At 61.3% G+C, this 23,343-nt stretch carries 19 protein-coding genes; 13 read left to right on the forward strand and 6 right to left on the reverse strand.

Translation table 11 applies throughout. From position 1 onward, the window contains the following. Window positions 1-11: 11 nt before the first annotated feature. Both FFS64_RS12310 and FFS64_RS12315 read left to right on the forward strand, forming a co-directional pair. A complete protein-coding gene (locus FFS64_RS12310; protein ID WP_137805603.1) occupies window positions 12-602 on the forward strand; it encodes a TetR/AcrR family transcriptional regulator in 591 nt (196 codons plus the stop codon). Between the two features lie 164 nt (window positions 603-766). After that, window positions 767-1,735 (forward strand): 2-hydroxyacid dehydrogenase, encoded by a 969-nt coding sequence (locus FFS64_RS12315; RefSeq protein ID WP_137805604.1) that lies wholly within the window; start codon window positions 767-769, stop codon window positions 1,733-1,735. Here FFS64_RS12315 and tssA read toward each other — a convergent pair. The 5 genes from tssA to FFS64_RS12340 are packed head-to-tail and all read right to left on the reverse strand — an operon-like array spanning window position 1,732 to window position 9,236. Further along, window positions 1,732-2,820, reverse strand: coding sequence for a type VI secretion system protein TssA (gene tssA / locus FFS64_RS12320; protein ID WP_137805605.1), 1,089 nt, complete (start codon window positions 2,818-2,820; stop codon window positions 1,732-1,734). The genes FFS64_RS12315 and tssA overlap by 4 nt on opposite strands. After that, on the reverse strand, window positions 2,817-6,629 hold the full coding sequence (locus FFS64_RS12325; RefSeq protein WP_137805606.1) for a type VI secretion protein IcmF/TssM N-terminal domain-containing protein: 3,813 nt from the start codon (window positions 6,627-6,629) through the stop codon (window positions 2,817-2,819). Before FFS64_RS12325 ends, tssA begins: the two co-directional genes overlap by 4 nt. Continuing rightward, window positions 6,626-7,384: a DotU family type IV/VI secretion system protein gene (locus tag FFS64_RS12330; protein WP_137805607.1), complete on the reverse strand. Its 759-nt coding sequence runs from the start codon at window positions 7,382-7,384 to the stop codon at window positions 6,626-6,628. Before FFS64_RS12330 ends, FFS64_RS12325 begins: the two co-directional genes overlap by 4 nt. A gap of 18 nt (window positions 7,385-7,402) precedes the next feature. Beyond that, window positions 7,403-8,734, reverse strand: a complete 1,332-nt coding sequence (tssK, locus tag FFS64_RS12335; RefSeq protein WP_137805608.1) for a type VI secretion system baseplate subunit TssK — start codon at window positions 8,732-8,734, stop codon at window positions 7,403-7,405. 49 nt (window positions 8,735-8,783) lie between these two features. Beyond that, complete coding sequence (locus FFS64_RS12340; protein ID WP_137805609.1) at window positions 8,784-9,236, reverse strand: type VI secretion protein; 453 nt, start codon at window positions 9,234-9,236, stop codon at window positions 8,784-8,786. A 227-nt stretch (window positions 9,237-9,463) separates the two neighbouring features. On the opposite strand from FFS64_RS12340, the gene tssB reads away from it, so the two are divergent. From tssB to FFS64_RS12390, 10 genes are all read left to right on the forward strand, one after another. Then, a complete protein-coding gene (gene tssB / locus FFS64_RS12345) occupies window positions 9,464-10,012 on the forward strand; it encodes a type VI secretion system contractile sheath small subunit (RefSeq protein ID WP_137805610.1) in 549 nt (182 codons plus the stop codon). Window positions 10,013-10,040: 28 nt separating this feature from the next. After that, window positions 10,041-11,522: a type VI secretion system contractile sheath large subunit gene (gene tssC / locus FFS64_RS12350; RefSeq protein ID WP_095194989.1), complete on the forward strand. Its 1,482-nt coding sequence runs from the start codon at window positions 10,041-10,043 to the stop codon at window positions 11,520-11,522. 75 nt (window positions 11,523-11,597) lie between these two features. Next, on the forward strand, window positions 11,598-12,095 hold the full coding sequence (locus tag FFS64_RS12355; protein WP_095194990.1) for an Hcp family type VI secretion system effector: 498 nt from the start codon (window positions 11,598-11,600) through the stop codon (window positions 12,093-12,095). Window positions 12,096-12,110: 15 nt separating this feature from the next. Further along, a complete protein-coding gene (tssE, locus tag FFS64_RS12360) occupies window positions 12,111-12,554 on the forward strand; it encodes a type VI secretion system baseplate subunit TssE (RefSeq protein WP_137805611.1) in 444 nt (147 codons plus the stop codon). Next, entirely contained in the window at window positions 12,538-14,331 is a 1,794-nt protein-coding gene (gene tssF, locus FFS64_RS12365; protein WP_137805612.1) for a type VI secretion system baseplate subunit TssF, read from the forward strand. Before tssE ends, tssF begins: the two co-directional genes overlap by 17 nt. After that, the gene (gene tssG / locus FFS64_RS12370) at window positions 14,295-15,320 is read left to right on the forward strand and encodes a type VI secretion system baseplate subunit TssG (RefSeq protein WP_137805613.1); all 1,026 of its coding nucleotides are present in this window, start codon (window positions 14,295-14,297) and stop codon (window positions 15,318-15,320) included. Before tssF ends, tssG begins: the two co-directional genes overlap by 37 nt. A 2-nt stretch (window positions 15,321-15,322) precedes the next feature. Then, window positions 15,323-17,866 carry a type VI secretion system ATPase TssH gene (gene tssH, locus FFS64_RS12375; protein ID WP_137805614.1) on the forward strand — a complete coding sequence of 848 codons (2,544 nt, stop codon included), beginning with the start codon at window positions 15,323-15,325 and terminating at the stop codon, window positions 17,864-17,866. 115 nt (window positions 17,867-17,981) lie between these two features. Continuing rightward, on the forward strand, window positions 17,982-19,007 hold the full coding sequence (locus FFS64_RS12380; protein ID WP_137805615.1) for a hypothetical protein: 1,026 nt from the start codon (window positions 17,982-17,984) through the stop codon (window positions 19,005-19,007). Between the two features lie 42 nt (window positions 19,008-19,049). Continuing rightward, window positions 19,050-21,059, forward strand: a complete 2,010-nt coding sequence (gene tssI, locus FFS64_RS12385; protein WP_137805616.1) for a type VI secretion system tip protein VgrG — start codon at window positions 19,050-19,052, stop codon at window positions 21,057-21,059. A gap of 12 nt (window positions 21,060-21,071) precedes the next feature. Continuing rightward, window positions 21,072-21,614 (forward strand): toxin-antitoxin system YwqK family antitoxin, encoded by a 543-nt coding sequence (locus tag FFS64_RS12390; RefSeq protein WP_137805617.1) that lies wholly within the window; start codon window positions 21,072-21,074, stop codon window positions 21,612-21,614. 33 nt (window positions 21,615-21,647) lie between these two features. Here FFS64_RS12390 and FFS64_RS12395 read toward each other — a convergent pair whose 3' ends face one another. Continuing rightward, window positions 21,648-22,043 (reverse strand): DUF4280 domain-containing protein, encoded by a 396-nt coding sequence (locus FFS64_RS12395; RefSeq protein ID WP_137805618.1) that lies wholly within the window; start codon window positions 22,041-22,043, stop codon window positions 21,648-21,650. Window positions 22,044-22,234: 191 nt separating this feature from the next. Here FFS64_RS12395 and FFS64_RS12400 point away from each other — a divergent pair, with 191 nt between their 5' ends. After that, window positions 22,235-23,302 carry a phosphotransferase family protein gene (locus FFS64_RS12400; RefSeq protein WP_137805619.1) on the forward strand — a complete coding sequence of 356 codons (1,068 nt, stop codon included), beginning with the start codon at window positions 22,235-22,237 and terminating at the stop codon, window positions 23,300-23,302. The last annotated feature ends 41 nt before the right edge of the window (window positions 23,303-23,343 follow it).

The following is a 23,343-nucleotide window of genomic DNA, read 5'->3' on the forward strand; positions in this document are numbered from 1 at the left end:
GTGAGCCGCCAATGCCCCGAGTTTCCCGCAAGCAAGCCGACCTCAATCGCGAAACCATTGTCGACGCCGCTACCCGGCTGTTCCGCGAGCGCGGCCTGCATGGGATCAGCGTCGTCGATGTGATGGCCGCGGCCGGCCTGACCCATGGCGGCTTCTATGGTCACTTCGAGTCCAAGGAGGCCTTGGCCAAAGAGGCCAGCGAACGGGTATTCAAAGAAGTGGGTGCACGCTGGCGGGAACGCATCTCCACCACCGACGACAAAGCCGCTGCGCGCCGCGCACTGATTGAGCCGTACCTGTCCGCCCACAGCCGCGACAACCCCGGTGACAGCTGCCCGGTGGTGGCCTTCGCCGGCGACATGTGCCACGAAACCGCCGATAGCGGCCTGCGCGAGCCGTTCATGGAGGGTCTGAACCGACTGCTCGATTCGTTTGGCAAACTGATGGATTCGGACGATGCCAGCGAAAACCGGCAACAGGCGCTGGTGCAGTATTCGATGATGGTCGGCGCCCTGACACTGGCCCGGGCCACCCGGGGCGAGGCCTTGTCCGATGAAATCCTCGAGGCTGCGCTCAGCTTTCTGACAGCGCAAAAGCCATGACCCTACCCCAACCTGAATATTCAGTGTCATAGAAAACAATCGCAGGCCGCTCCAGCTCCTACACTGAGAGACGCGGCTGCGAAGATAGCGTTGCCAAAACGCCCCGGAGCCAGCACTTTCAAGCGACGTTCGAGCCCGATATCTGCTGCCCACAGGAGCCAAGCATGCCCGCAACCGTTCTGGTACTGGTTGAAACCATCAATGATTACCTGCCGATCCTCGAACATCAGGGTTTCCACCTGATCCTTGCCCCGACCCCCGCCGAGCGCGCCGAAGCCATCAGCCGCCACGGCACCCGGATCGATGCCGTTCTGACCCGCGGCCCGCTGGGCCTGTATACCGACGAAATTGCCGCCCTGCCTAACCTGAAGATCATCTGCGTGATCGGCGCCGGCTATGAAATGGTCGACCTGCAAGCGGCCGCCAACCGAGGCATCGCTGTCACCAATGGCGCCGGCGTCAATGCCTCGTCCGTGGCCGACCACGCCATGGCCCTGCTGCTGTCACTGGTGCGTGATGTGCCGCGCTGCGATGCCGCCGTGCGCCGGGGCGAGTGGCCAAAAATCATGCGCCCGTCCCTCGCCGGCAAACACTTGGGCATTCTCGGCCTCGGCGCTGTCGGCATGGCCATTGCCAAGCGCGCCGCCGCAGGCTTCGACATGCGTGTGTGCTACCACAACCGCCAGCATCGTAGCGACGTGCCCTACGACTTCTGTTCGACCCCCACGGAACTGGCACGCGCCTCGGACTTCCTGATCGTCGCCACCCCTGGCGGCCTTGGCACCAAACACCTGATCAACCGCCAGGTACTCGACGCGCTCGGGCCGAAGGGCTTTCTCGTCAACATTGCCAGGGCCAGCGTGGTGGCGACCGCCGACCTGATCACCGCACTGGAACAACGACGGATCGCCGGTGCCGCGCTGGATGTATTCGATGCCGAGCCGCAGGTGCCGGACGCCCTGAAAGTCCTGAACAATGTGGTCCTCACACCCCATGTCGCCGGCCTGTCGCCAGAAGCGACCCAAGGTACCGTGGAGTTGGTGGGCAAGAATCTGGTGGCGTTTTTCGCCGGTCAACCGGTGCTGACACCCATCGAGCTGCCGCTGCCGAGCGTCAATGTGCGGGTCCATTAAAGGACGCCGAGCAGTGTCCACAGTCGGCGGGACTCGGCGTCGGCGCTGATCAACTCACCCAACAACTCGCTCAACGGCTTGTTGCCCCACTCCACGCCTCGTTTAATCAGATACGGCACGGGGCTGTGGGGCTCGGTACGCGACAGATAGTCGGCAATGACCAGAAGTTGCCGATAAGCTTCCTCGCGACTGGCCGGCTCGCGAAACACCGGTGGTACTGGCGTTGCAGGTGAGTCGGGCTGCGGTTGCACCCTTGCGGCCGGTGCAGCGTCTACGGAAGGTGGGGCTGGCTGTCTTGGCTGCATGGCGATGAACTCCCGAACCAGCGTCAACAACGCTTCAATGATGTCTTGCAAGGGGCGAAACCCCGGCCCCTGATCGCCAAGTTGCTGATCGCTCCAGTCCTGGAGCCGCTGCAGTTGTTGCAGACTGAGCTGCAGGTTGTCCTGTTTGCGCAACCAGGAGGACAAAGGCGCTGCGCGGACCTGCTCGACGAGTTTTTTCTGTTCGCTGCGCGCGTTTTCCGCCGAAGCCTTGGCTCCCTTGCTGTCGTTGCCCTGGACCTGTTGCAGCTGCAAGCGTCGCCAACTGTCGAGGCAAAAAGCCTCGAACTCGCTGTTGCCGGACTCGAACAGTGGCACCCGGGTCAACAGCACTTCACTGTAGCGCCGCACCAGCCATTCCAGAGGAATCACTCGCCAGGACTGATCGCCGTCCTCGGCCTGTGGGTGAAGCTGTTGCGGATAGCGTTCACACAGCCCGGCCACCAGCGCCAGACAGTCAGGCAATCCCTCAAGCCCGGACTGATGCAACCAGGCTTCCCCCAGCCAGGCGCTGAGCATCAGATCCTTGCTACGCTCGCGCAACAGGCTCGTCGCCAGCGCTTCCACCTCTGTCCATTGCGCCCGTTTGATCGACGATTGCCATACTCCGGTGGGCAGGCTGGTGTCGTCCTCGCGGCGCATTTCACGCAACAGGTCGAATTCACGCTCGTAGCGCAGATCCTGCCCACAGGGAGCCTCGGTGCTGATCGGTTCCAGCAGTTGGCTGATCCGTTGCGACAGTGACGTTGATGGCAGGCTCACAAGCCCTCCTCCTGCAGCGAATTGACGGCGGTTGTCCCCGTGAACGCAAATGGCGAACGCGGAGCCCGGGTTGGCGGCGGTTGAATCGACAAGGGCAACTTCGAGCCTTGGCTCATTAGCGACAGGCGGACAAACATCAGGGTTTGTCCGGAGGTTACGTTGGGTTGTGCCGTGACCGGCAGGCGCAAGCTCAGCGGGAACTCCGTGTAGTCCACGTTCGGCTGGCGCTGTACGGAAAAGTGCGTGCGCATCAGGCGCAACAACGACCAGGGACCGCTGTACTCCCAAGCAGCCTCCAGGTCGCGCACGACCAGGGTCGGTTGCAACGGATCGTTGGCCGGGCGCTGGGAGCCATTGCGTGCCCAACGCAAGGTCAGGCGGATCGGCTGGCCGACCATCCAGCGCAGGTTCGGTTGCGGTTCACCGGGGTAGCTGACCTGCTGGTTGCCAGCGATCAGGCTCCAGGCAATCACCTGATCGGCACCCCGCTCTTCATCACGATCGGTACGCCAGCGCACATCCATTTCAACCCCGAGGATGCCGCTCTTGTCCCGAAGGAACATCGGCCCCAACCAGGTGCTGGCCTGTTTCAGGCGGTTGAGAAAATCCTCGGCGGCCAGTCGTTCGGGGGTCTGGTTCAGTTGCAAGCCGGCCTGGGCCACCGGCAGGCGCTTGTCGATCAATTCCAGCAAATGCTGCACTCGCGCCGGGTCGGCATCCGCGACCTGCAAGCCATTGGCAAAGGGGAAGCGATCCGCCAGGTACTGATTGAAGTAATTGGCCAGGTCATTCCAGGCGGCTGAAGCCTGTTGCTGTTGCAGCCACTGGCAGCGCTGCATGGCGCTTTGCTGCAGATCAAGCGCACGCATCGCCAGGGTGCCGCGCCCACCGGACAGGCTGGCGGTTTGCAGGATCTGGCCGCAGGACCCGGTGTCCATGTCAATGAAATCGCGGCTGACCAATTGCTCGATCTGCGCCGGCGAACTGGCCGGGTTCTGATCCTTGTACTTGAGCAGTTCATCATTGAGTGCGCTGAACTGCGTCACGCGTTCGTAATCCAGCGCTGGCAGGTTCTGTTGCTGCGTCTTGAGCCACTCCAGCGCCGAGGTGCGGCGTTCGGTGATGCCGAGCATGGTGTTGAACTGCTGTTTGAGGGTCAGTTTCAATTCCTGCACATCGCTGGCGCCAAACAGTTGCAAGCCGAGGTTCTTCGAGCCGTCCCACTGACTGATTTGCGCGCGCCCGCCGAACAGCGGCTGCGCCACCACTTCATTCAGGCCATCGGTAATCTGCGCCATGGCACGGCGGTTCAGGGCACTTTGCAAACGGGTAGCGAGGTCGCTGCGGCGCACTTCGACAAAGGCTTTTTGCAGCGCGATCGCCTGGGGGGCCTGCACATTGAATACGCCATAGGCGTGAGTGTGGTCATTATGATTCTTGATGCTCTGCCACATGGCCTTGGCCACCGCGCCTTCGGCAGCCTGCATCAGGGCGCCGCGATAATCCGCCGGGATACGTGGCAACTCTTCGGCGACGTAGCTCTTGTAGCTGGCAAAGTAGTTCAGTGCCGCGTTGAGGTCATCGCCATCGACGTTTTCTCCCTGCATGGCCACGTCATCCGACTGATCCGAGTGCATCGCCAGGGAAACGAAGTCACGCTTGAACAACGCCTGCACCGCGTTGTCCAGTTGCACCACATGCTCCTGCAACACCAGTTGCCCACCGCCCTGCTGCGCCAGCAGATTGCCCCGTGCCCCCAACTGTGCGATCCATTGGTCACGGAAACGCTGTTGCAAGGTCGACGCTTGCAGCTCCAGGCGCTGTTCCACCTGCGGCCCAAGCAAGGCACTCTGGCGCACCTTGTTCATCATTTCCTGATAACCCGGTACCAGGTCCTGCCCCTTGCCCCGGCCCCACGCGGAGTTGGTCAGGCCGATCTGCGCTTGCAGGTCATCCACCAGGCCACGCAAGTCTTCGAGTTCGGTCAGGGAGTTGCCGCTGCCGGCTTCCAATTGTTCCAGGTGCAACTTGAGGTAACCGGCCTGACGTACGAAGTTGTCGGCCAGAAAGTATTGATCCAGCCAGCGCTCCATGAGCCCGGAGAAGTTCTCCTCGACCAGCGCCCGGTCCATGCTCAGGTCCAGGGCCTTGAAATCGGTGTCGAACAACAAGCGGTTGTAATAATTGGCGTGCCGCAGCGTGCCGGCATTGAGGTTCAGCGACAGGGCGTTGTTGCTCAGCTGCACCAGATCTTCAAGTGGCGCCTTGGGGCTGTTCAGGGCCTGGCTGAACCACTGGTTCTGTTGCTCAAGGCTGACCGCCAGCGACACCAGCTCGGTGGCCTTGACGTAGTTCTGCCACTGGGCCGGGTCCTCGCTTTCCACATTGCCACGGCGTTCGGTGTTACGGATGGATTTGAGTTGGGTCATCTCGGACGTCAGCAGCGCCTGCAGCGGAAGCAACAAATGACGCCGGGACGTCTCACGCAGCTCGCTCTCCAGTCGTTCATCCAGCGAGGAGAACCAGGACGTGGGATATGCCACAGAGGTGAATGTCCAGCGCGGCGCCTTTTCCAGCACCCGCCAGAAACTCTGGACATTGCGCCGCGTCGGCTCCAGCCAGTGATTATCGTCAGTCACCACCACAAAGTTCTTCTGCGCCGCTTGCATGTGGCGCGCCAGCTCATGGGCGTCTTTTACCGACTGCTGCCAGACCCACACCATGCATCCCGCCCAGATCACGCCGATCACCAACGACACCGTGACAGCCAGACGCTGCCAGCGTTGGCGCAGGCGCAAAAGGCGAGGCACCACCTGCGCCAGGCCGCGCTCGGCCACCACTCGCTGACGCCACAACTGGCGGATAAACGCGTTCTGTTGCAAGTCGCTGTCGTAGGCTGAAAAGCTATCGGGCGCTGCATCCGCCGGCTCGTTCGCGGTGAAGTAAATGCCGCGAAAGCGTGGCGCCTCGCCTTGAGAGTTACCCTGGAACACTGGTTCCAGAAGGGTTTGCAAGGGTCGGCGCAAGGTTTCGAATCGCTCCGGCAAAGCATACAGGTCACTGCTCAGCTGCCCGGACAAGGCACCGATCTCAATGATTGACTCCGACAGTGCCCGGTACACTTGATCCAGCGCAGTATCCGTGTTCTGCGATTGCCAGGCCGCGTCCGGACCAAACGGCGAAGACCATCCCAGCGTGCGCTCTCGGGCCTCTTGCGGCAGGGCCGAGATCAGTTCCTGAAACCCCGGCAACTCTTCCAGACCGGTCACCACCACATACACCGGCAAGCTCAGCCCGAACCGTTGCAACAGGTCGATAAACCGCCGACGCGCTTCGAGTCCCAGGCTGGCGGCCTGTTCAACATTGCTCAGGCGACTGACCGGCACTGTCCAAATCACGCCGTCCAGCGGCCGCTTGCTGCGCAGGCGCAAGATCAAGCCCAACAGCCGCCACCAGCCACCGCGTTGCCGTTTAATCGCTTCATCCGGCAAAAACAGCGCCTGGGGAACGACCAGCACAGCGCCATCGGAATCCGACCACCAACGTCCAAACCACGCGGGTTTGTCCGTGGGTTGCAGCTGCCACCGACGGCACAATTGCGAGCCCTGGGTTTCGTTGCCGAGCATCAGCAGCCAAGGCATCTGGTAGCGATCCTGAATGCCCTGCTCCTGCTCCATGGCACGCACGGCCATATAGAAACTGCGAATCGCCGCGCCGCTCTGCGTGCGCCACCACCACAACGCCAACAGCACAACCGCCAGCAGCAATACCCCCACGACGATCAACGCCACGATCGCCAAGGGACTCATTCGCCTTGCTCCGCGGCAACGTCAGACAGCTGCAATACCGGTTCAAGCTCCTGGCTGATATCGCGCCAGAACAACTGCCCCATGCCCGTCAGCAATATCACCATCCCGAGGATGCCCAACCCCAGACGCAAGCCGTCGGGCAATGACAGCCGCACCGGCAACTGCACCGGCGCAACGAGCGCCGGCTGTTGCAGCCTGGCGCTGACATCGTCGTAACCGGCCTCGTGTTGCCAGGCGAAGGTGTACAGTGCCAGCCGCCATTTTTCATGCTGCACCTGACTTTGCTCGCCGCGCAGACGCCCCTGGAATCCGAGAATCAGGCATTGCAAATAGACATTGGCCAGGTCGCGGGTGGTGGAAACCTGTTCGTCCAGCAGCGCCTTGATCGCCAGCGGCAACTGCTCACCCGCCTGGCGACTGGCGTAGAGCCGCGACTCCAGGGGTTTTTCCTGCCAAGCCGCTTGCCCCGGCCACGAAGTGAACAACAGCGTTTCATCGATCAGCGCCACGAAGGCATAGACCAGCGCCTTGACCTGATCGGTGGCGGCGTCACCGACCCGGGCAAACGCCGTACGCCACAGACGCTGGGAGGCCTGGGTCGACATTTCGACGACCGCCTCCACCAGGGAATCGTCTTCACTGTCCTTTGGCAACTCGTTCCAGGCCTGGAACCATTGCTGCCAGGCATCGCGAAAAGCGCTGCTCAACGGTGCATCCTGAAGGCCTCGTGTACCCTTTGCGCTGAGTTGCGACATGCCACGCCCCTTCCCTGATCACGCCTCTTCGTTGGCCTGAGCGACAAACAACACCACTTGCCACGGACTGCCGGCCAGCTTCGAGGCCGGTGCCGCGATCACCAGTGGCAGCTGCGCATCGAACCATTGACCTTCGGCCGTCACCACGAACAAACGGGTGTCGTCGCCGACGCTGTAGGCCACTTGCTCATTACGACTCATGGCCTGCTGCGACAAGCCACTCATGCGCTGGCGGCCGAGCAGCGCAATGTGCGGCGCCGAGGCGATAATCGCCCCGCGCAGCCACTCGCTCGCCGCCTGTTCGCTGGTGCCGTTGGGCATGCGCAAGCCGATGACCAACCGTTGGCTCGGTCGATCGTCGGGCAATTGAATCGTAAACATCTGCTCGCTGCGATCGAAGTTCAGGCTGCGATAGCCGGCGCGGATCAGCTCCAGTGTCTTCTCCAGCCAATCGAGTACCTGCTCGTAGCCGCGTTGCAACTCAAGAAAATCCAGGGGAGCAAACGCCGGCACCCCGGCCAGCGGATCGAGGGCCGCCCAGGCACCGGCCATTCCGAGCAGTTGACCGTATAGTCCTTGCGGCGTCGCCAGGCGATTGTTCAGCGTGCCTTCGACTTCCGGCAGACGCGCCCAGAGTGCGGTCAGTTGCCGGCGAATCTCCAGCGCATCGTCCTGATTGCCGGCCTGCTGCGCCTGACGCAGACGCCCGGCGAGGAACATGCACTTTTCCCGCGCCCGGCCACACAGCCCGGTCACTCGCCGCCCCAGCACCGACTCGGGCAACAGGCAAGGCGTGGGAGGCGTGTAAGGCAACGCGAGGAAGCCGCCACCCTCCTTGCGGACTTTCAGCAGCGGCAGACAGATCGAGTCAGCCTTGTTCAATTGCGTGCACAGTCGTGGGTTCGGCCGCCAGACGGTGATCGACTCCGGGTATTCGCCGCTGGTCAGATCCGGCAGTGCCTCCCCAACCACCGATTGCAGGCGCCCCTTGAGCGGCAGCAACTGACCGGCACGCCACAACGGGCTGATCGCCAGGTAGACCGTGACCGTGGCATCGTCGGTGGCGTTGACCGCCTCGCCGATATCCAGCTCCAGCATCGGCCCCACGCCGGCTTGAATGTTGACCGGCAAGCCGTCGGGCAAGGTCGCCTGAAGCTGCAGCACTCGCACCAACCCGCCGCTCAAGGCCGAAGAATCGAATTCGACCCGGTTCACGCCCCAGAACCACGGATTGCAGGCTTGCGCCAGATGCGCCACCAGTGCTTCGGCCCGCAACCCTTGCAACTGAAAATGCTGAGGTAGCAATTGCATGCCTTCATGCCAGCAAACCGCGTCAGGTAGCAGACTCATAGATTCCCTTCGACGTCCTTGGGTGCCGCACACACCGCGGCTGGCGCTGTTACTGCGAGGGAGCGTTACTGACCAGGTTCATCTCGCGACTGTCGAACTTGAGCCAGGCGTCGCTCTGATCATCCAGGCGCAACCGATGCGCTCCGGGAGTGTTATAGCTGGCGAAGACCAAAAGTCCAGCCGCCCGCTTGCCCTCCAGGGGAAAGGGTTGACGATCGATGAACTGGCCTGGCACCAACTCCAGCCCCCACACCGAGATCAGCTGACGATAGTCGCGCTGGAACTGCTCGCGCTCGGCGAACCATTGCCGGGCAGTGATGCCGGATAATTGCTTGAGCAGGTCAGGATCGTTGACCGCGATGAAGTCCACGGCGATCGGTGTGTTGTCGTTGGCCCGTGGAGCGACATCCAGGGTCAGGCTGTCGAGGTCGACCCGTGGCCCGAACAGCGAACACCCGCAGAGACTCAAGAGCAAGGCCGCGGCAAACACTCGTGCAAACAAAATGAATTTTCCTTTTCGCTGGTCAGTCCGAATTTGTTTTCGCTTGCATTTTTATAGACCTGTTCTAGCGTCTTGGGTAGTTCGGCGCCCCTGCCGAATGTGGAAGGTTTGTCAAAGGAACGACAGGTCCATCTGCCACCCTTTCTAACCTACGGTCCAGTAAGGGAAAGCGATGAGCGGGCCACCCCGATGCATTGCGCCCGCCTCATGCTTCGGAGTCAGCCACCATGGCAGAAAGTACTCAGCACAAACTCGACCGGGTTCGCCCGCCCAGAGTGCAAATCACTTACGACGTAGAAATCGGCGACGCCATCGAAAAAAAGGAGTTGCCGTTGGTGGTGGGTATTCTTGCCGACCTCTCCGGCAAACCCCTTGAGCCCCTGCCCAAACTGAGTGAACGACGCTTCACCGAAATCGACCGCGACAACTTCAACGAAGTGCTCTCCTCGATCACTCCGCGCGCCACCTTGCAGGTCAACAACACCCTCAGCGGCGACGACAGCAAGCTCAACATCGAGCTGAACTTCAAGCACATCGACGACTTCGACCCGGTCAAGGTGGTCGAGCAAGTGACCCCGCTGCGGCGGCTGTTCGAAGCCCGCCAGCGCCTGCGCGACCTGCTGACCAAACTCGACGGCAACGATGATCTGGACAAGCTGTTGCGCGACGTCATCGCCAATACCGAGGGCCTGCAGGAAATCAAATCGGCCCGCCCGGACACCGCCGCGCCCGCCGTCGACACCGACGCCGAAACCCCGGCCGAACCGCAAGCCTGATCGCTCAATCATTCAGGGAGACTCCGTCATGCCCGCCACCGCCTCAAGCCAAGCCAGCGATAGTACGACCCAGACTTTATCCCTGCTCGACCGCATCATCGCCGAAGGCCGCATGGCCCATGACGATAGCCAGCAGGATTACGCCCGCGACATGCTCGCGGAGTTCGCCACCCAGGTACTCGACGAAGGCATGGCCATCGACAAGGACACCGTGGCGATGATCAACGACCGCATCAGCCAGATAGACGAGCTGATCAGCGCCCAGCTCAACGAAGTGCTGCATCATCCAGACCTGCAGAAACTCGAAGCCTCCTGGCGCGGCCTGCACTTGCTGGTGCAGAACACCGAAACCAGTTCGCGGCTGAAACTGCGTTTGCTCAATGTCACGCAGAAAGAGCTGCAGAACGACCTGGAAAAAGCCGTCGAATTCGACCAGAGCGCGTTGTTCAAGAAAATCTACGAAGAGGAATACGGCACCTTCGGCGGCCACCCGTTCAGCCTGCTGGTGGGTGACTACACCTTCGGCCGGCATCCCCAGGACATCGGCTTGCTGGAAAAGCTGTCGAACGTCGCCGCCGCTGCCCACGCCCCGTTCATTGCCGCCGCCAGCCCGCGACTGTTCGACATGAACAGCTTCACCGAACTGGCCGTGCCGCGTGATCTGTCGAAAGTCTTCGAAAGCCAGGAACTGATCAAGTGGCGCTCGTTCCGCGAGAGCGAGGATTCGCGCTACGTGTCGCTGGTGCTGCCGCACTTTCTCCTGCGCCTGCCATATGGCCCGGAAACCTCGCCGGTGGAAGGCATCAACTACGTAGAAGACGTCAACGGCACTGATCACAGCAAATACCTGTGGGGCAACGCTGCCTGGGCCCTGTCGCAGCGAATCACCGAAGCCTTTGCCAAATACGGTTGGTGCGCGGCGATTCGCGGCGCCGAAGGCGGTGGCGCAGTGGAAGGCTTGCCGGCGCATACCTTCCGCACCAGTTCAGGCGACCTGTCGCTCAAGTGCCCAACCGAAGTGGCCATCACTGACCGCCGGGAAAAGGAACTCAACGACCTCGGTTTCATCGCCCTGTGCCACAAGAAAAACAGCGACATCGCCGTGTTCTTCGGCGGCCAGACCACCAACAAGTCCAAGGTCTACAACACCAACGAGGCCAATGCCAACGCGCGGATCTCGGCGATGTTGCCCTACGTACTCGCCGCGTCGCGCTTCGCCCATTACCTGAAGGTGATCATGCGCGACAAGGTCGGCAGTTTCATGACCCGCGACAACGTCCAGACCTACCTCAACAACTGGATCGCCGACTACGTGCTGATCAACGACAACGCGCCACAAGAGATCAAGGCGCAGTACCCGTTGCGAGAAGCCCGGGTAGACGTCACCGAAGTCGCCGGCAAGCCCGGCGCCTATCGGGCCACGGTGTTCCTGCGACCGCACTTTCAGCTTGAAGAGCTGACCGCGTCGATCCGACTGGTCGCCACGTTGCCGCCACCGGTTGCAGCCTGACCCGCCATGCTCCCGCCGGAGATTCCGGCGGGGCTTTCCTTTATCTAGCGCGAAAACCTTCTGGAGTTACATGCGATGGATGCAATCATTCTCGACCTCGGCGGTGACATCAAAGGCGACAGCCTGCTCGAGGGCTACACGGACAAGATCGAAGTCATGTCCTACAGCCACAACGTCGCGATGCAAGTGACCAACGATGTCAGCAACTCGGAGCGCACCTCCGGCAAGCCGCACATCGGCGAGTTCACCCTGACCAAATTCGTCGACAGCTCGACCCCTTCCCTCAACGAATACTGCTGCGCCGGCAAGCCGATCCCGGAAGCCAAGATCACCATCGGTCGTAACGCTGCCGAAGGCAGCGGTAAGCTGATGCCGTTCATCATCTACACACTGACCAACGTGGTGCTGTCCAACGTCAGCGTCAGCGGCGGCACTGGCGGTAAACCGGTGGAAACACTGTCGCTGAACTTCACCAAGATCAAGTGGGAACTCACGGCGCAAAAAGACGACGGTACCAAGGAAGGCACGGCCGCCTCGACCTGGGATATGGCCGCCAACAAGTTGGTCAAGTAAGCGGGCGCGGCGGCCATGTCAGGCACCGGCATACTCCCCCCGCTGTTCGAGCGCCTGGCCTCAAGCGAGACGGATACCGCGCAGGTGTTCGATCGCCAGGACCTGCTCGACTCGGTGCACACGGAGTTGCTGCGCCTGTTCAACACCCGCCGTGGACCACGGACGCTGACCTCCCCGCCAAGCATTCTCGACTACGGCATCGCTGACTGGACCGCCCTGCAACAGCAGCGCAGCGATGACCGACGTCAGTTGACGCGGGAAGTCCGCGCGGCCATCGAGCATTTCGAACCGCGCCTGTTGCTGGGTGAAGTTCAGATCAATCCGTTGCCGGGGCAACTACAGCAACTGAGCATTCGCCTGCTCGGTCAATTGCGCAGCGGCCGTCAGCACTGGCCGGTGGCGTTTGTCATCGAACAGACCGGCGAGGGTCTGGAGGTGCGCCATGAGCGACTCGATTGACCCGCAACTGCTCGACTATTACCAGCGCGAACTGACCTGGCTGCGACACGCCGGGAGCCAGTTCGCCGAGCGCTACCCAAAGGTCGCCCGGCGCCTGGAGCTGTCGCCGGACGAGTGCCCCGACCCGCATGTCGAACGCTTGCTGGAAGGCTTCGCACTGTTAGCGGCGCGCTTGCAACGGCGGCTCGATGACGATTACGCCGAATTCAGCGACGCCCTGCTTGAACAACTCTACCCATTGGCCATGCGTCCGCTGCCGTCCTGCGCAATCGTGCAGTTCGAACCCGATCCGAGCAAAGGCAAGCTCGATGAGGGTTATCCGTTACCCCGGGACACACCGTTGTTCGTCACCACCAGCAAAGGCGAAAGCATTCACTTTCGTACCAGTGCGGCGGTGCGGTTGTGGCCGGTGGAAATCACCGAAGCACTGTTGCTGGGCAGCGATGAAGCCCAGGCACTGACCGGCGTGATGCAGGCCCGTTCGGCACTGCGTCTGAGCCTGCGCTGCCTGGGGGAAACCCGCTGGGAAGATCTCGGTATCGAACAGTTGCGGGTGCACCTGGCTGCATCACCGGTGACCAATGCCTGCCTCTATGACCTGCTCGGTGCCCATGCGGTCAGCGTCCTCGCGGGGCCACCGGGCAGCGTTCCGAAGGCCTTGCATGGACTACCGAAAATCGTCGGTTTCGCCAGTGAGGAAGTGCTGCTGCCGGACGAAGACGGCGTGCATCCCGGCATGCGCCTGCTGGCTGAGTATTTTGCGTTCCCGGAGAAATTCAATTTCTTCGACCTGCCGCTGGCCGGTGCCACCAGCACCGATCAGACGCTGTTCCTGTACATCGCCTTCGATCGTGCCCCGGCCAGCCGCTTGCCGCTTCAGGCTAGCGATATTGCCCTGGGTTGCGCCCCGGTCATCAACCTGTTCCCGCGCACCTCGGAACCGCTGCGCCCGGACGGCACCCGCAGCGAGTATCGATTGATCGCTGACAGTCACCGGGAAAACAGCGTCGAAATCCACAGTATCCGCACCCTGCGTGCCAGCTCCGCCCAAGGCGTGCAGCGCGTGCCCGCCTATTACGGCAACCAGCACGGTGGCGCAGAGCGTCAGCGCTATTGGCATGCGCGACGGGTCAGCGCATTGACCCCCAATCGCTTGGGCAGCGACTTGCTGGTAAGCCTGGTGGACGCACGACTCAATCCACTCACTGATCTGTTCGACTACAGCCTTACCGCCGACCTGCTCTGCACCAACCGACACCTGGCGCAAAGCCTGCCGGCCGGTACCCCATTGGGTTTCGAACGGCCGGGACCGGTGGCCTGGGCGAGATTGCGCAATCCACCCAGCGCCCAGAGTCTGCCGCAACTGGACGGTGAGTCGCGCTGGCGGCTGGTGTCGCAATTGACCCTCAATCATTTGTCGCTGGTCGAAGGTCCGCAGGCGCTGGACGCCCTCAAGGAAATCCTGCAGTTGCACAACCTGCGCGATGAGGCCTCGGCCTTACGCCAGATTCAGGGCCTGCTGGGCCTGGGTTGCGAGCGGGTGATCGCCCATATCGGCGAAGACGCCTGGCGCGGGTGGCGCAATGGACTGGAAGTGCGCCTGCAACTCGACCCGCAGCATTTCGTCGGCAGCAGCGCCGTGTTGTTTTCGGCGGTGCTGGCGCAGTTCTTTTCCCTGTATGCCACGGCCAACCGCTTCGTGCGCACGGTGCTGGTGCAGTCCGACAAGGAGGTCAAGGCATGGCAACCCCAAGCCGGCATGCCCCTGTCCCTCTGAGCCTGAGCCAACGCTTGCGCCGCGATCCGCAGGCGTTCGAGTTATTGCAGGCATTGTTATTGCTGGAGCGCGAACACCCGCAAGCCGTGACGCTGGGCAACGGCAGCGCGCCCCAGGCCGAAGCCTTGCGCTTGCGCGGGCCGTTGACGCCGCTGTTCGCCGCCAGCCAGATCGAAAGCCTGAGTGAAACGCCCGGCGAACTCCCGGTTCTGAGTACCCCGGTGTTTGGCCTCGGCGGCCCCGACGGCCCCCTGCCCTACGCTTATCAGGAATGGTTGCAGCAGCGGGCGCGGGCCAGGGATCACGCACCGGCCGAGTTTCTCGACCTGTTCCAGCATCGGTTGTTGAGCCTGCTGTACAAAGTGATGCGCAAACACCGGGTCGCCGTGGGTTTCACCCCGCCCGGCGCCTCCCCAGTACACGCGCAATTGCGGGCGCTGACCGGTCTGCTGCCCAAGGCCTTGCAGGAGCGCCAGGCCGTTGCCGACAGCGCCGTCCTGGCGTGCAGTGCCTTGTATGCCGATGGCCGTCGTTCACTGGCCGGTTTTGCCGCCATCGTGCGCGAGCAATTCGAATTGCCGGTGCAACTCAGTGCCTATGAAGGGGCCTGGCGCGAAATCCCGCCGGCCAGCCGCAGTCGACTGCAACCGGGTGGCCGCAACCTGCAACTGGGTCGCAACGCCGTGGCGGGCACACGGGTGTGGGATGAACACGCCGGGATCCGCCTCACGCTCGGCCCGCTGAGCCCGGCGCAAGCGGCACGCTTTCTGCCGAACGGTGAAGCCCACCCGCCACTGGCCAGCCTCAGTGCCCTGTATTTCGGCCCGGACCTGGACATCACTCTGGTGCTACTGGTACGCGGTGCCGGACCTCTGAAACTCGGTCGCGACGCTGCGCCCCTGCTCGGCTGGAACGGCGGTTTGCATCGCCAGAGCAGCCTCGCCGTGCAACGCATCGAAACCCGCCTTCGTCAGCTGGAGATCACCTGAACATGGAACTCGCCAGCCTCATCGGACGCCTCAACCCGGACAACCGCCGCGCCCTCGAACGGGCGGCGCAACGCTGCCTGCAACGGGGCCATCACTACGTCGAAATCGAACACTTGCTGCTGGAGTTGCTGGATATCGAGGGCGGTGATTTTACCTTGCTGCTGCCGCGCTTCGGTCTGGAGCGCGACGCCCTGAGTGCCGAAATCAACAAGGCGCTGGAGTTGTTCAAGTCCGGCTGCACCCGCACACCGGCGCTTTCCACCCATACCCTCGGCCTGCTGGAGGACGCCGTAGTCCAGGCCAGTGTGCTGGGCCTGGACAGTATCCGTTCCGGCCTGTTGCTGTTGGCACTGATCGACCGCGACGAGCGCCGCAGCTTGCTGCTCAACAGCGCGTCATCGCTGCTGCGCATTCCCCGTGAAGCCCTGCGCGCCAACCTGCTGGAGTGGACGGAAAAGTCACGGGAACATGTGGGCATTGTGCGCGCTGTCGCCAAGGACAGTGCACAACCCAAGCAAGACCCGGTACTCGATCAGTACACCCAAGACCTGACCGCCGACGCCCACGCTGGACGCATCGACCCGATCGTCGGTCGCGATGGCGAAATCCGCCAGTGCATCGACATCCTGCTGCGGCGCCGGCAGAACAACCCGATCCTGGTCGGCGCACCGGGCGTCGGCAAGACCGCCGTGGTCGAAGGACTGGCCCTGCGCATTGCCGCCGGCGATGTGCCTCCGTCGCTGCAGGACGTCACCTTGCGAGTACTCGACCTTGGCCTGTTGCAGGCCGGAGCCGGGGTCAAGGGCGAGTTCGAACAGCGGCTCAAAGGGGTGATCGACGCCGTGCGCAGTGCCGAAAAACCGATCATTCTGTTTATCGATGAAGCCCATACCCTGATCGGTGCCGGTGGTGCCGAGGGCGGCAGTGATGCGGCCAACCTGCTCAAACCGGCGCTGGCCCGTGGCGAGTTACGCACCCTCGCCGCCACCACCTGGCTGGAATACAAAAAATATTTCGAGAAAGACCCTGCCCTCGCCCGGCGTTTTCAGCTGGTGCAAGTCGAGGAGCCGGACGAAACCACCGCCGTGGAAATGCTTCGCGGAGTTGCCGCAAAACTGGAACAGCATCACGGCGTGCAGGTACTGGACGCGGCCATCCACGAAGCCGTGAAGCTTTCGCATCGCTACATCTCCGGGCGCCAGTTGCCGGACAAGGCCATCAGCGTACTCGACACCGCTTGCGCCCGGGTCGCCCTCGGCCAGCACGACGTACCGCCCCCGCTGGAGAGCCTGCGCCACCGCCAGCAGAGTCTGAAAGACGAAGTCGAACGCCTGCGCCGGGAACAGGCCACCGGGCTTGACCATCGCGAACGCATCACCGGGCTCGAGAGCGAATCACTGAGCAACGAACAGGCCATTCGCGAACTGGAAACCCGCTGGGGCGAAGAGCGGGTGGCGGTACGCGAACTGCTGGATACCCGTCGCGAACTGCTGGCCCTGAGCGAACGCGCCGACAGTGACAAACCTGATGAAGCCACCGACACCCGCATCGATCACCTGGCCGCCGAACTGCTGCGCCTGGAAGCCGGGCTCGACGCGATTCGCCAGGACGATCCGCTGGTGCCGGAGCAGGTCGATACCAAAACCGTGGCAGCGGTGATTGCCGGCTGGACCGGCATCCCGGTGGGCAAAATGCTCGCCGACGAAGCCCATGCCGTGCGCACCGTCGGCCAACGCATGGGGCAGCGGGTGATGGGCCAGAGCATCGCGCTGAACACCATCGCGCAACGCCTGCAAGCCTATCGTGCCGGGCTCACCGACCCGCAGAAACCGGTCGGCGTGTTCCTGCTCGTCGGCCCCACCGGTGTCGGCAAAACCGAAACCGCCTATGCCCTGGCCGATGCGTTGTACGGCGGCGAGCGCAACCTGATCAGCATCAACCTCTCGGAGTACCAGGAAGCGCACACCGTCAGCCAGCTCAAAGGCGCCCCACCCGGTTACGTTGGCTACGGCAGCGGCGGCGTCCTCACCGAAGCGGTACGGCGCAAACCCTATTCCGTGGTGCTGCTGGACGAAATCGAAAAGGCCCACCCGGACGTGCTCGAAGCCTTCTACAACGTCTTCGACAAAGGCGTGATGGAAGACGGCACCGGGCTGGTGGTGGACTTCAAAAACACCGTGATGCTCGCCACCAGCAACATTGGCGCTGAGTTGCTGCTCGACACGCCGGTGGCGCAGCTCGGCACCGACGCCTTCAACGAAGCCTTGCACAAGGTGTTGCTGCAAGCGTTTCGCCCGGCCTTTCTGGCGCGCATGACGGTGGTGGCGTACCGACCGCTGGATGAGACGACACTGGAAGCGATTGTGTTGGCGAAGCTGGAAAAACTGCGCGGGCGCTACAAGGCTGCGACCGGCAAACAGTTTGAGTTTGATGCCGGGATTGTGCAGGCGGTCTTGGCCAAATGCAGCGCGGCCGGGGCGCGGGATGTCGAGAATGTGTTGATGACGCAGGTGACAGGGAAGTTGGCGGAGTGGGTGTTGGAGTAATACTGGCAAATACCCGACCGACTCAGGCAGGAGCGCTCAGCTTCACTGGAGCACTTTTATTATGACCTTATTAGACTATCGACTTTAATACAGGACGGATAACAGCGAGGCCACTATGTTATTCATGCACAAAGGATCAGAACTTCGTATTTTCGACGGCGTCTATTCGGAAGATACGCCCAAAGGCAATGATGATAAATACTACTTAATTAAAGACAGAGAGTGCCTCGCGGTAATTTCACGATTCATGCAAGTGTGTAACGCCTTGAGCATCGATAAAAAGGATATTCCCAGCATGTTCAGGATCCTGATGAACTGGATGCGTTACTCCGATTATGACAGCGACAAAAAAACAATGTACGCCATGATGAGTAGCGACGGCATGGCTGCTCGAAAAAGAGAGGGGGTGGTTGCGCAGTTTCGTTACTACAACAATTACGTAGACCTGGCACTGGCCATCTACGGCGAATATACCTCGACACCCACACTCATTACGGAAACCGCACTCGCCGGTGACATACTCAGATCAAAAGGCATAGAAAAAATAATGGTAGTACTCTCCAAAAAGATCAACACCTATGCTGAAAACAATATTACCGAGACGGAGCGCGATAAGTTACTAAAGGAAAAGTACTCAACACTGCACGCCCCTTTGGATTGGAAAACCTGGACTGACTGCTACTGGACTCTGGACTCGGCAACCTTGTTGCCGTACTTATATGACATTACACATAACCTTGCCGGCACAATCAAATGGACGGAAACGCCCATGGATAACGGTCGTATTACCAAAGAAACAATGCGAGTCAATGTCGGCACACCTCGGGAAGACCATAATTGGACCGCCAGAGCACGCAGAAGCAATCTACCGATCTGGGCTGGCCCTTCATACACCACTCACCTGATGCTGAGCGTCGCCTTAAAAGCCGGGGCTAGAGAGGAAGAAATTCAGGCATTCGCTTATGTGATTTTTGCTTATTGGAATCAAATATATCCCGATACCGCAACACCGGTTCACAGAATGTTCGGGGTAATGACCGCGGCAGTAGAGTTTGGTGTAAACCCGTTAGCCAGTCTGCCAGAGAGTATGTATAACCAAGCGTTGTATTTCCTGGCCAGATTTCGCGTGGCCAGCTTATAGAATTGCGTTGAGGTTCTTGACTATCATCTTTGAGGTTACTCGATGCCTCGCTCTATCGACACTAACACCAGTCTTTCCCTGACCGCTGCATCGCTGGCGGCGCTTTATCCTGAGTCGATTTCCGGTGAAGAAGCCCTCAACCAGTTTGGCCAGCAAATCCTCAACGGCCTCACCGACGAATCTTCGCTGAACCTGACCACCACCATCGCCACCCATGTCACCACCACCCTGCACAACGACGCCCAAACCCGCCCACTGGACGCGCTGGTCGCCGAAATCCGCCAACTCCCCTCCGACGCAACCGCCGAGCGTTATCAGCTTGTTTTAAGGCCATGGCTCTGGTGGCTGACCCTGGCCAGCAACAACCGGGTGTTCCAGAACCTCAGCACCTCGGACATCGTCACCACGATTTTCAAGGCCCACGGCTTTACCGACTTCAAACTCTCGCTCACCGGTAGCTACACCCCGCGCGAGTATTGCGTGCAGTACGGCGAAACGGATTTCAGCTTTATCTCGCGACTGTTGCAGGACGAAGGGATTTTCTGGTTTTTCACCCACGAAGAAGGCAAGCACACGCTGGTGCTGGGCGACAGCAACGATGCGTTTGTGCCGATTCCCAACGGCCCCAAGGTCAATTACCTCGGTCAGCAATTGGGCGAGCGCGAGCTGCACGGTGTTCGCGCGGGCCAGGTTTGTGTACAGGCGGTGGCCGGGGTGTATCGAGCGACGGATTACGAATTCACCACCCCGACGACCTCGCTGTACGCCCAGGCCGAAGCGGTGGCCGGGCCACGCTCGCTGTATGAGCATCCGGGCGGTTACACCGCCAAGGCCCGAGGCGATGCGCTGACCAAACAGCGGGTGGACGGCTTGCGCAGCGAGGAGAAGCGGTTTGTCGGCGAGAGCGACTGCCGCTGGCTGGTCCCGGGGCATTGGTTCACCCTCGCCGGGCACGATGACTCGACGCTGAACATCGACTGGGTGGTGACCCGGGTGACCCATGACGTCAGCCATGAGAACTATCGGAACCGTTTCGAGGCCATCCCCAAGGCCACGCCCTTTCGTCCATCGTGCATCACGCCAAAGCCGCGAATGCATCCACAGACAGCGGTCGTGGTGGGCAAGTCCGGGGAAGAAATCTGGACCGACGAATACGGTCGAATCAAGTTGCAGTTTCCCTGGGATCGCGATGGCAAAAATGATGAGACCAGCTCGTGCTGGGTGCGCGTGGTGCTGCCCTGGAGCGGCAAGGGTTTCGGCATGCAGTTCGTGCCGCGCATCGGCCAGGAAGTGATCGTGACCTTCATCGACGGCGATCCGGATCGGCCACTGGTCACTGGTTGCGTCTACAACGGCGACAACGCCCTGCCCTACGCCTTGCCTGCCAATCAGACGCAATCGGGAATCAAGACTCAGTCGTCCAAGGGCGGCGGCGGGTTCAACGAGTTGCGCTTCGAGGACAAGAAAGACGCCGAAGAGGTGTTTTTGCAGGCGCAGAAAGACCTGAAGATCAACGTACTCAACGACACCACCGCCACGGTCGGTCACGACGAAACCCTGACGGTGCAAAACGCGCGCACCCGGACAGTGAAGGACGGTGACGAAACCGTGACCCTGGAGAAAGGCAACCGGAGTGTGACGATCCAGACCGGCACCGACAGTCTCGACGTCAAGGACAGTCGCACGGTGAAGGTCGGCGCCGACCAGAACCACAGCACCGGCGGCAATTACGAGCACAAGGTGACCGGCGATTACAGCCTGACGGTGGACGGCAACCTGACCATCAAGGTAAGCGGCACCCTGACCCTGCAAAGCGGTGGCAGTTTTACGATCAAGAGCGGCGCCGACCTGGCGGCCCAGGCCAGCACCTCGATCAGTCAGAAAGCCGGGACGTCGCTGAGCAATCAGGCCGGAACATCGCTGGAAAACAAGGCCGGCACCACGATGACCAACGATGCCGGCATCAGTCTGACCAACAAGGCAGCCGCTTCGCAGACCGTGGATGGCGGCGGCATGCTGACCATCAAGGGCGGTCTGGTGCAAGTCAACTGACAGGGAGCGCTTATGGCCATAACGCCGCTGGATGTGCAGCAGAACGATAAACAACTCAAGGGTCACTTGCTCGACGGACAACTCGACGGCGCGCTGCACATCAAGGAGGACGGTCGCGCCCAGGCCGATTTGCACTACAGCCAGGGCGAGCTGCAAGGCACGACCCTGCTCTATCACCCCAATGGCAAGCTCTCGGCGCAACTGCCTTACGTACAGGACAAACTGCAAGGCGTCGCCAGTTTCTACGCCCCCGAAGGCTGGCTGCAACGCAAGGCCTCTTACCGTCGCGGGCTGCTGGATGGCGAGGCCTTCAATTACTTCCCCGACGGACAACTGGCCGAAGTCGAGCTCTACCGCGATGGCGTTCGCGAGGGGCGCTACCAGCGTTTTCATCCCAATGGCAAACCGGCGGTGGAGGCCCACTATCTCAATGGGCAACTGATCGAGCCGGAACAAGGCTACGCCAGCGATGGGCGTCCGCTGGATGTCGAGGGCAAGCCGATCTCAAGGGTGCGTTGGTGGTTTCGGCGCTGGAACGATCCGGCACAGACCTGAATCTGTTGTGGTGACGGCTTGTACCTGCATAAATCAAGGAATGAGCATCTGCATCTGCCCCGGCATGACGATTTTGATCACCCCGGCCCAATTGCACATTAAGGTGCTGTTGGCATCCAGCGCCGGCATGCTCCCCAACAGCACGGTCGGCGGGCCTCCGGGAATCCATGGCGTTGCGGTGGCCGGGATGCACGGCATCGGCGTCAGCACCCCGAGTGCCGCGGCAGTCGCAGCAGCGACCGTCGGGTTGGCCAGGCTCATGCACATGCCGAACGTCGTGACATTCACCAGCGGAATGTGATCCATGATGTTCGCTGCCGGCAGCCCGCCAGTCAGCGTGCGGTTCACCGGCAGCACATTGAGTACCGCTGGCGCGGCGCCGAAGCTGCATTGCAGGGTGGCACTGGCGCACACTTGCGGACAACCCATTTCACACCTCTTTCCTGGAAACCATCAGCCCCTTTCAACCATAGCCCCCGAGACCGTTTCTCACACATCAGGAACGCTGATTATCCGGCAACACGCTAACCTATAAGACCGTGTCGCACTTGTGGCGCTCAAGGCGCGCCATTAGATTAGCCAATGATGTCTGGCCTCCAAAATAAGCAGAAGGGATAAGCATGGCGCTTACTGACCAGTCCACCCGTATCCGCTCCGGCGAAGAACTCGATGCCAGCCTGATCGATCCATACCTCAAGGCGCACATCCCAGGCCTCAGCGGCCTGCCGCAGATCAGCCAGTTTCCGGGCGGCGCGTCCAACCTCACCTATTTGCTCGAATATCCCGGACAGGAGTTCGTCCTGCGTCGGCCGCCGTTCGGCCACAAGGCCAAATCCGCCCATGACATGGGGCGTGAATTCCGTATCCTCAATCAATTGCGCGACGGCTTTCCGTATTGCCCGAAAGCCTATGTGCATTGCACCGATGAGTCTGTGATCGGCGCCGAGTTCTACGTGATGGAGCGGGTCAAGGGCATCATCCTGCGCTCCGAACTGCCACCAGAGCTGGGCCTCGATTCAGCGAAAACCGAAGCGCTGTGCAAGAGCTTCATCGATAAGTTCGTCGAACTGCACCGGGTCGACTACAACGCCTATGGCCTGGGCGACCTGGGCAAGCCCGAAGGTTATGTGGCGCGGCAGATCAAAGGCTGGAGCGATCGCTACGAGAAGGCCCTGACCCCGGATGCACCGCAGTGGGAAGCGGTGAAAGCCTGGCTCAATGACAAGATGCCGGCCGATCATCCGACCTCCAGCATCGTGCACAACGACTATCGCTTCGACAACGTGATCCTCGACCCGAACAACCCGATGCAGATCATCGGTGTGCTCGACTGGGAACTGACCACCCTCGGCGATCCGCTGATGGACCTGGGCAACACCCTCGCCTACTGGATCGAAGCCGGGGACCCGGCGCCGGTGCAACTGATGCGCCGCCAGCCAAGCCACGCACCGGGCATGTTGACCCGCCGCGAGTTCGTCGATTACTACGCCCAGCGCTCCGGCATCCAGATCGACAATTTCGACTTCTACTACACCTACGGCCTGTTCCGCCTGGCCGGCATCGTGCAGCAGATCTACTACCGCTTCTACCATGGCCAGACCCAGGACAAACGCTTCGCGCAATTCATTCACATGAACAAACTGCTGGAGCAGATGAGCCTGCAAGTCATCCAGAAGTCCGATCTCTGATCACGCCCCTGACTCCATAACAAGACTTTTCATAAGGGAAC

It is taken from the genome of Pseudomonas sp. G(2018) (assembly GCF_005502415.1).
Lineage (GTDB): Bacteria > Pseudomonadota > Gammaproteobacteria > Pseudomonadales > Pseudomonadaceae > Aquipseudomonas.

What these genes read in the sequence shown, in the direction of transcription:
- FFS64_RS12390 (WP_137805617.1), top strand. Translation starts at nt 21,072, where the DNA reads ATGGCCATAACGCCGCTGGATGTGCAGCAGAACGATAAACAACTCAAG.
- tssB (WP_137805610.1), top strand. Translation starts at nt 9,464, where the DNA reads ATGGCAGAAAGTACTCAGCACAAACTCGACCGGGTTCGCCCGCCCAGA.
- tssF (WP_137805612.1), top strand. Translation starts at nt 12,538, where the DNA reads ATGAGCGACTCGATTGACCCGCAACTGCTCGACTATTACCAGCGCGAA.
- FFS64_RS12330 (WP_137805607.1), bottom strand. Translation starts at nt 7,384, where the DNA reads ATGTCGCAACTCAGCGCAAAGGGTACACGAGGCCTTCAGGATGCACCG.
- tssH (WP_137805614.1), top strand. Translation starts at nt 15,323, where the DNA reads ATGGAACTCGCCAGCCTCATCGGACGCCTCAACCCGGACAACCGCCGC.
- FFS64_RS12315 (WP_137805604.1), top strand. Translation starts at nt 767, where the DNA reads ATGCCCGCAACCGTTCTGGTACTGGTTGAAACCATCAATGATTACCTG.
- tssC (WP_095194989.1), top strand. Translation starts at nt 10,041, where the DNA reads ATGCCCGCCACCGCCTCAAGCCAAGCCAGCGATAGTACGACCCAGACT.
- tssI (WP_137805616.1), top strand. Translation starts at nt 19,050, where the DNA reads ATGCCTCGCTCTATCGACACTAACACCAGTCTTTCCCTGACCGCTGCA.
- tssK (WP_137805608.1), bottom strand. Translation starts at nt 8,734, where the DNA reads ATGAGTCTGCTACCTGACGCGGTTTGCTGGCATGAAGGCATGCAATTG.
- FFS64_RS12355 (WP_095194990.1), top strand. Translation starts at nt 11,598, where the DNA reads ATGGATGCAATCATTCTCGACCTCGGCGGTGACATCAAAGGCGACAGC.
- FFS64_RS12325 (WP_137805606.1), bottom strand. Translation starts at nt 6,629, where the DNA reads ATGAGTCCCTTGGCGATCGTGGCGTTGATCGTCGTGGGGGTATTGCTG.
- FFS64_RS12400 (WP_137805619.1), top strand. Translation starts at nt 22,235, where the DNA reads ATGGCGCTTACTGACCAGTCCACCCGTATCCGCTCCGGCGAAGAACTC.
- tssG (WP_137805613.1), top strand. Translation starts at nt 14,295, where the DNA reads ATGGCAACCCCAAGCCGGCATGCCCCTGTCCCTCTGAGCCTGAGCCAA.
- FFS64_RS12310 (WP_137805603.1), top strand. Translation starts at nt 12, where the DNA reads ATGCCCCGAGTTTCCCGCAAGCAAGCCGACCTCAATCGCGAAACCATT.
- FFS64_RS12395 (WP_137805618.1), bottom strand. Translation starts at nt 22,043, where the DNA reads ATGGGTTGTCCGCAAGTGTGCGCCAGTGCCACCCTGCAATGCAGCTTC.
- tssE (WP_137805611.1), top strand. Translation starts at nt 12,111, where the DNA reads ATGTCAGGCACCGGCATACTCCCCCCGCTGTTCGAGCGCCTGGCCTCA.
- FFS64_RS12380 (WP_137805615.1), top strand. Translation starts at nt 17,982, where the DNA reads ATGTTATTCATGCACAAAGGATCAGAACTTCGTATTTTCGACGGCGTC.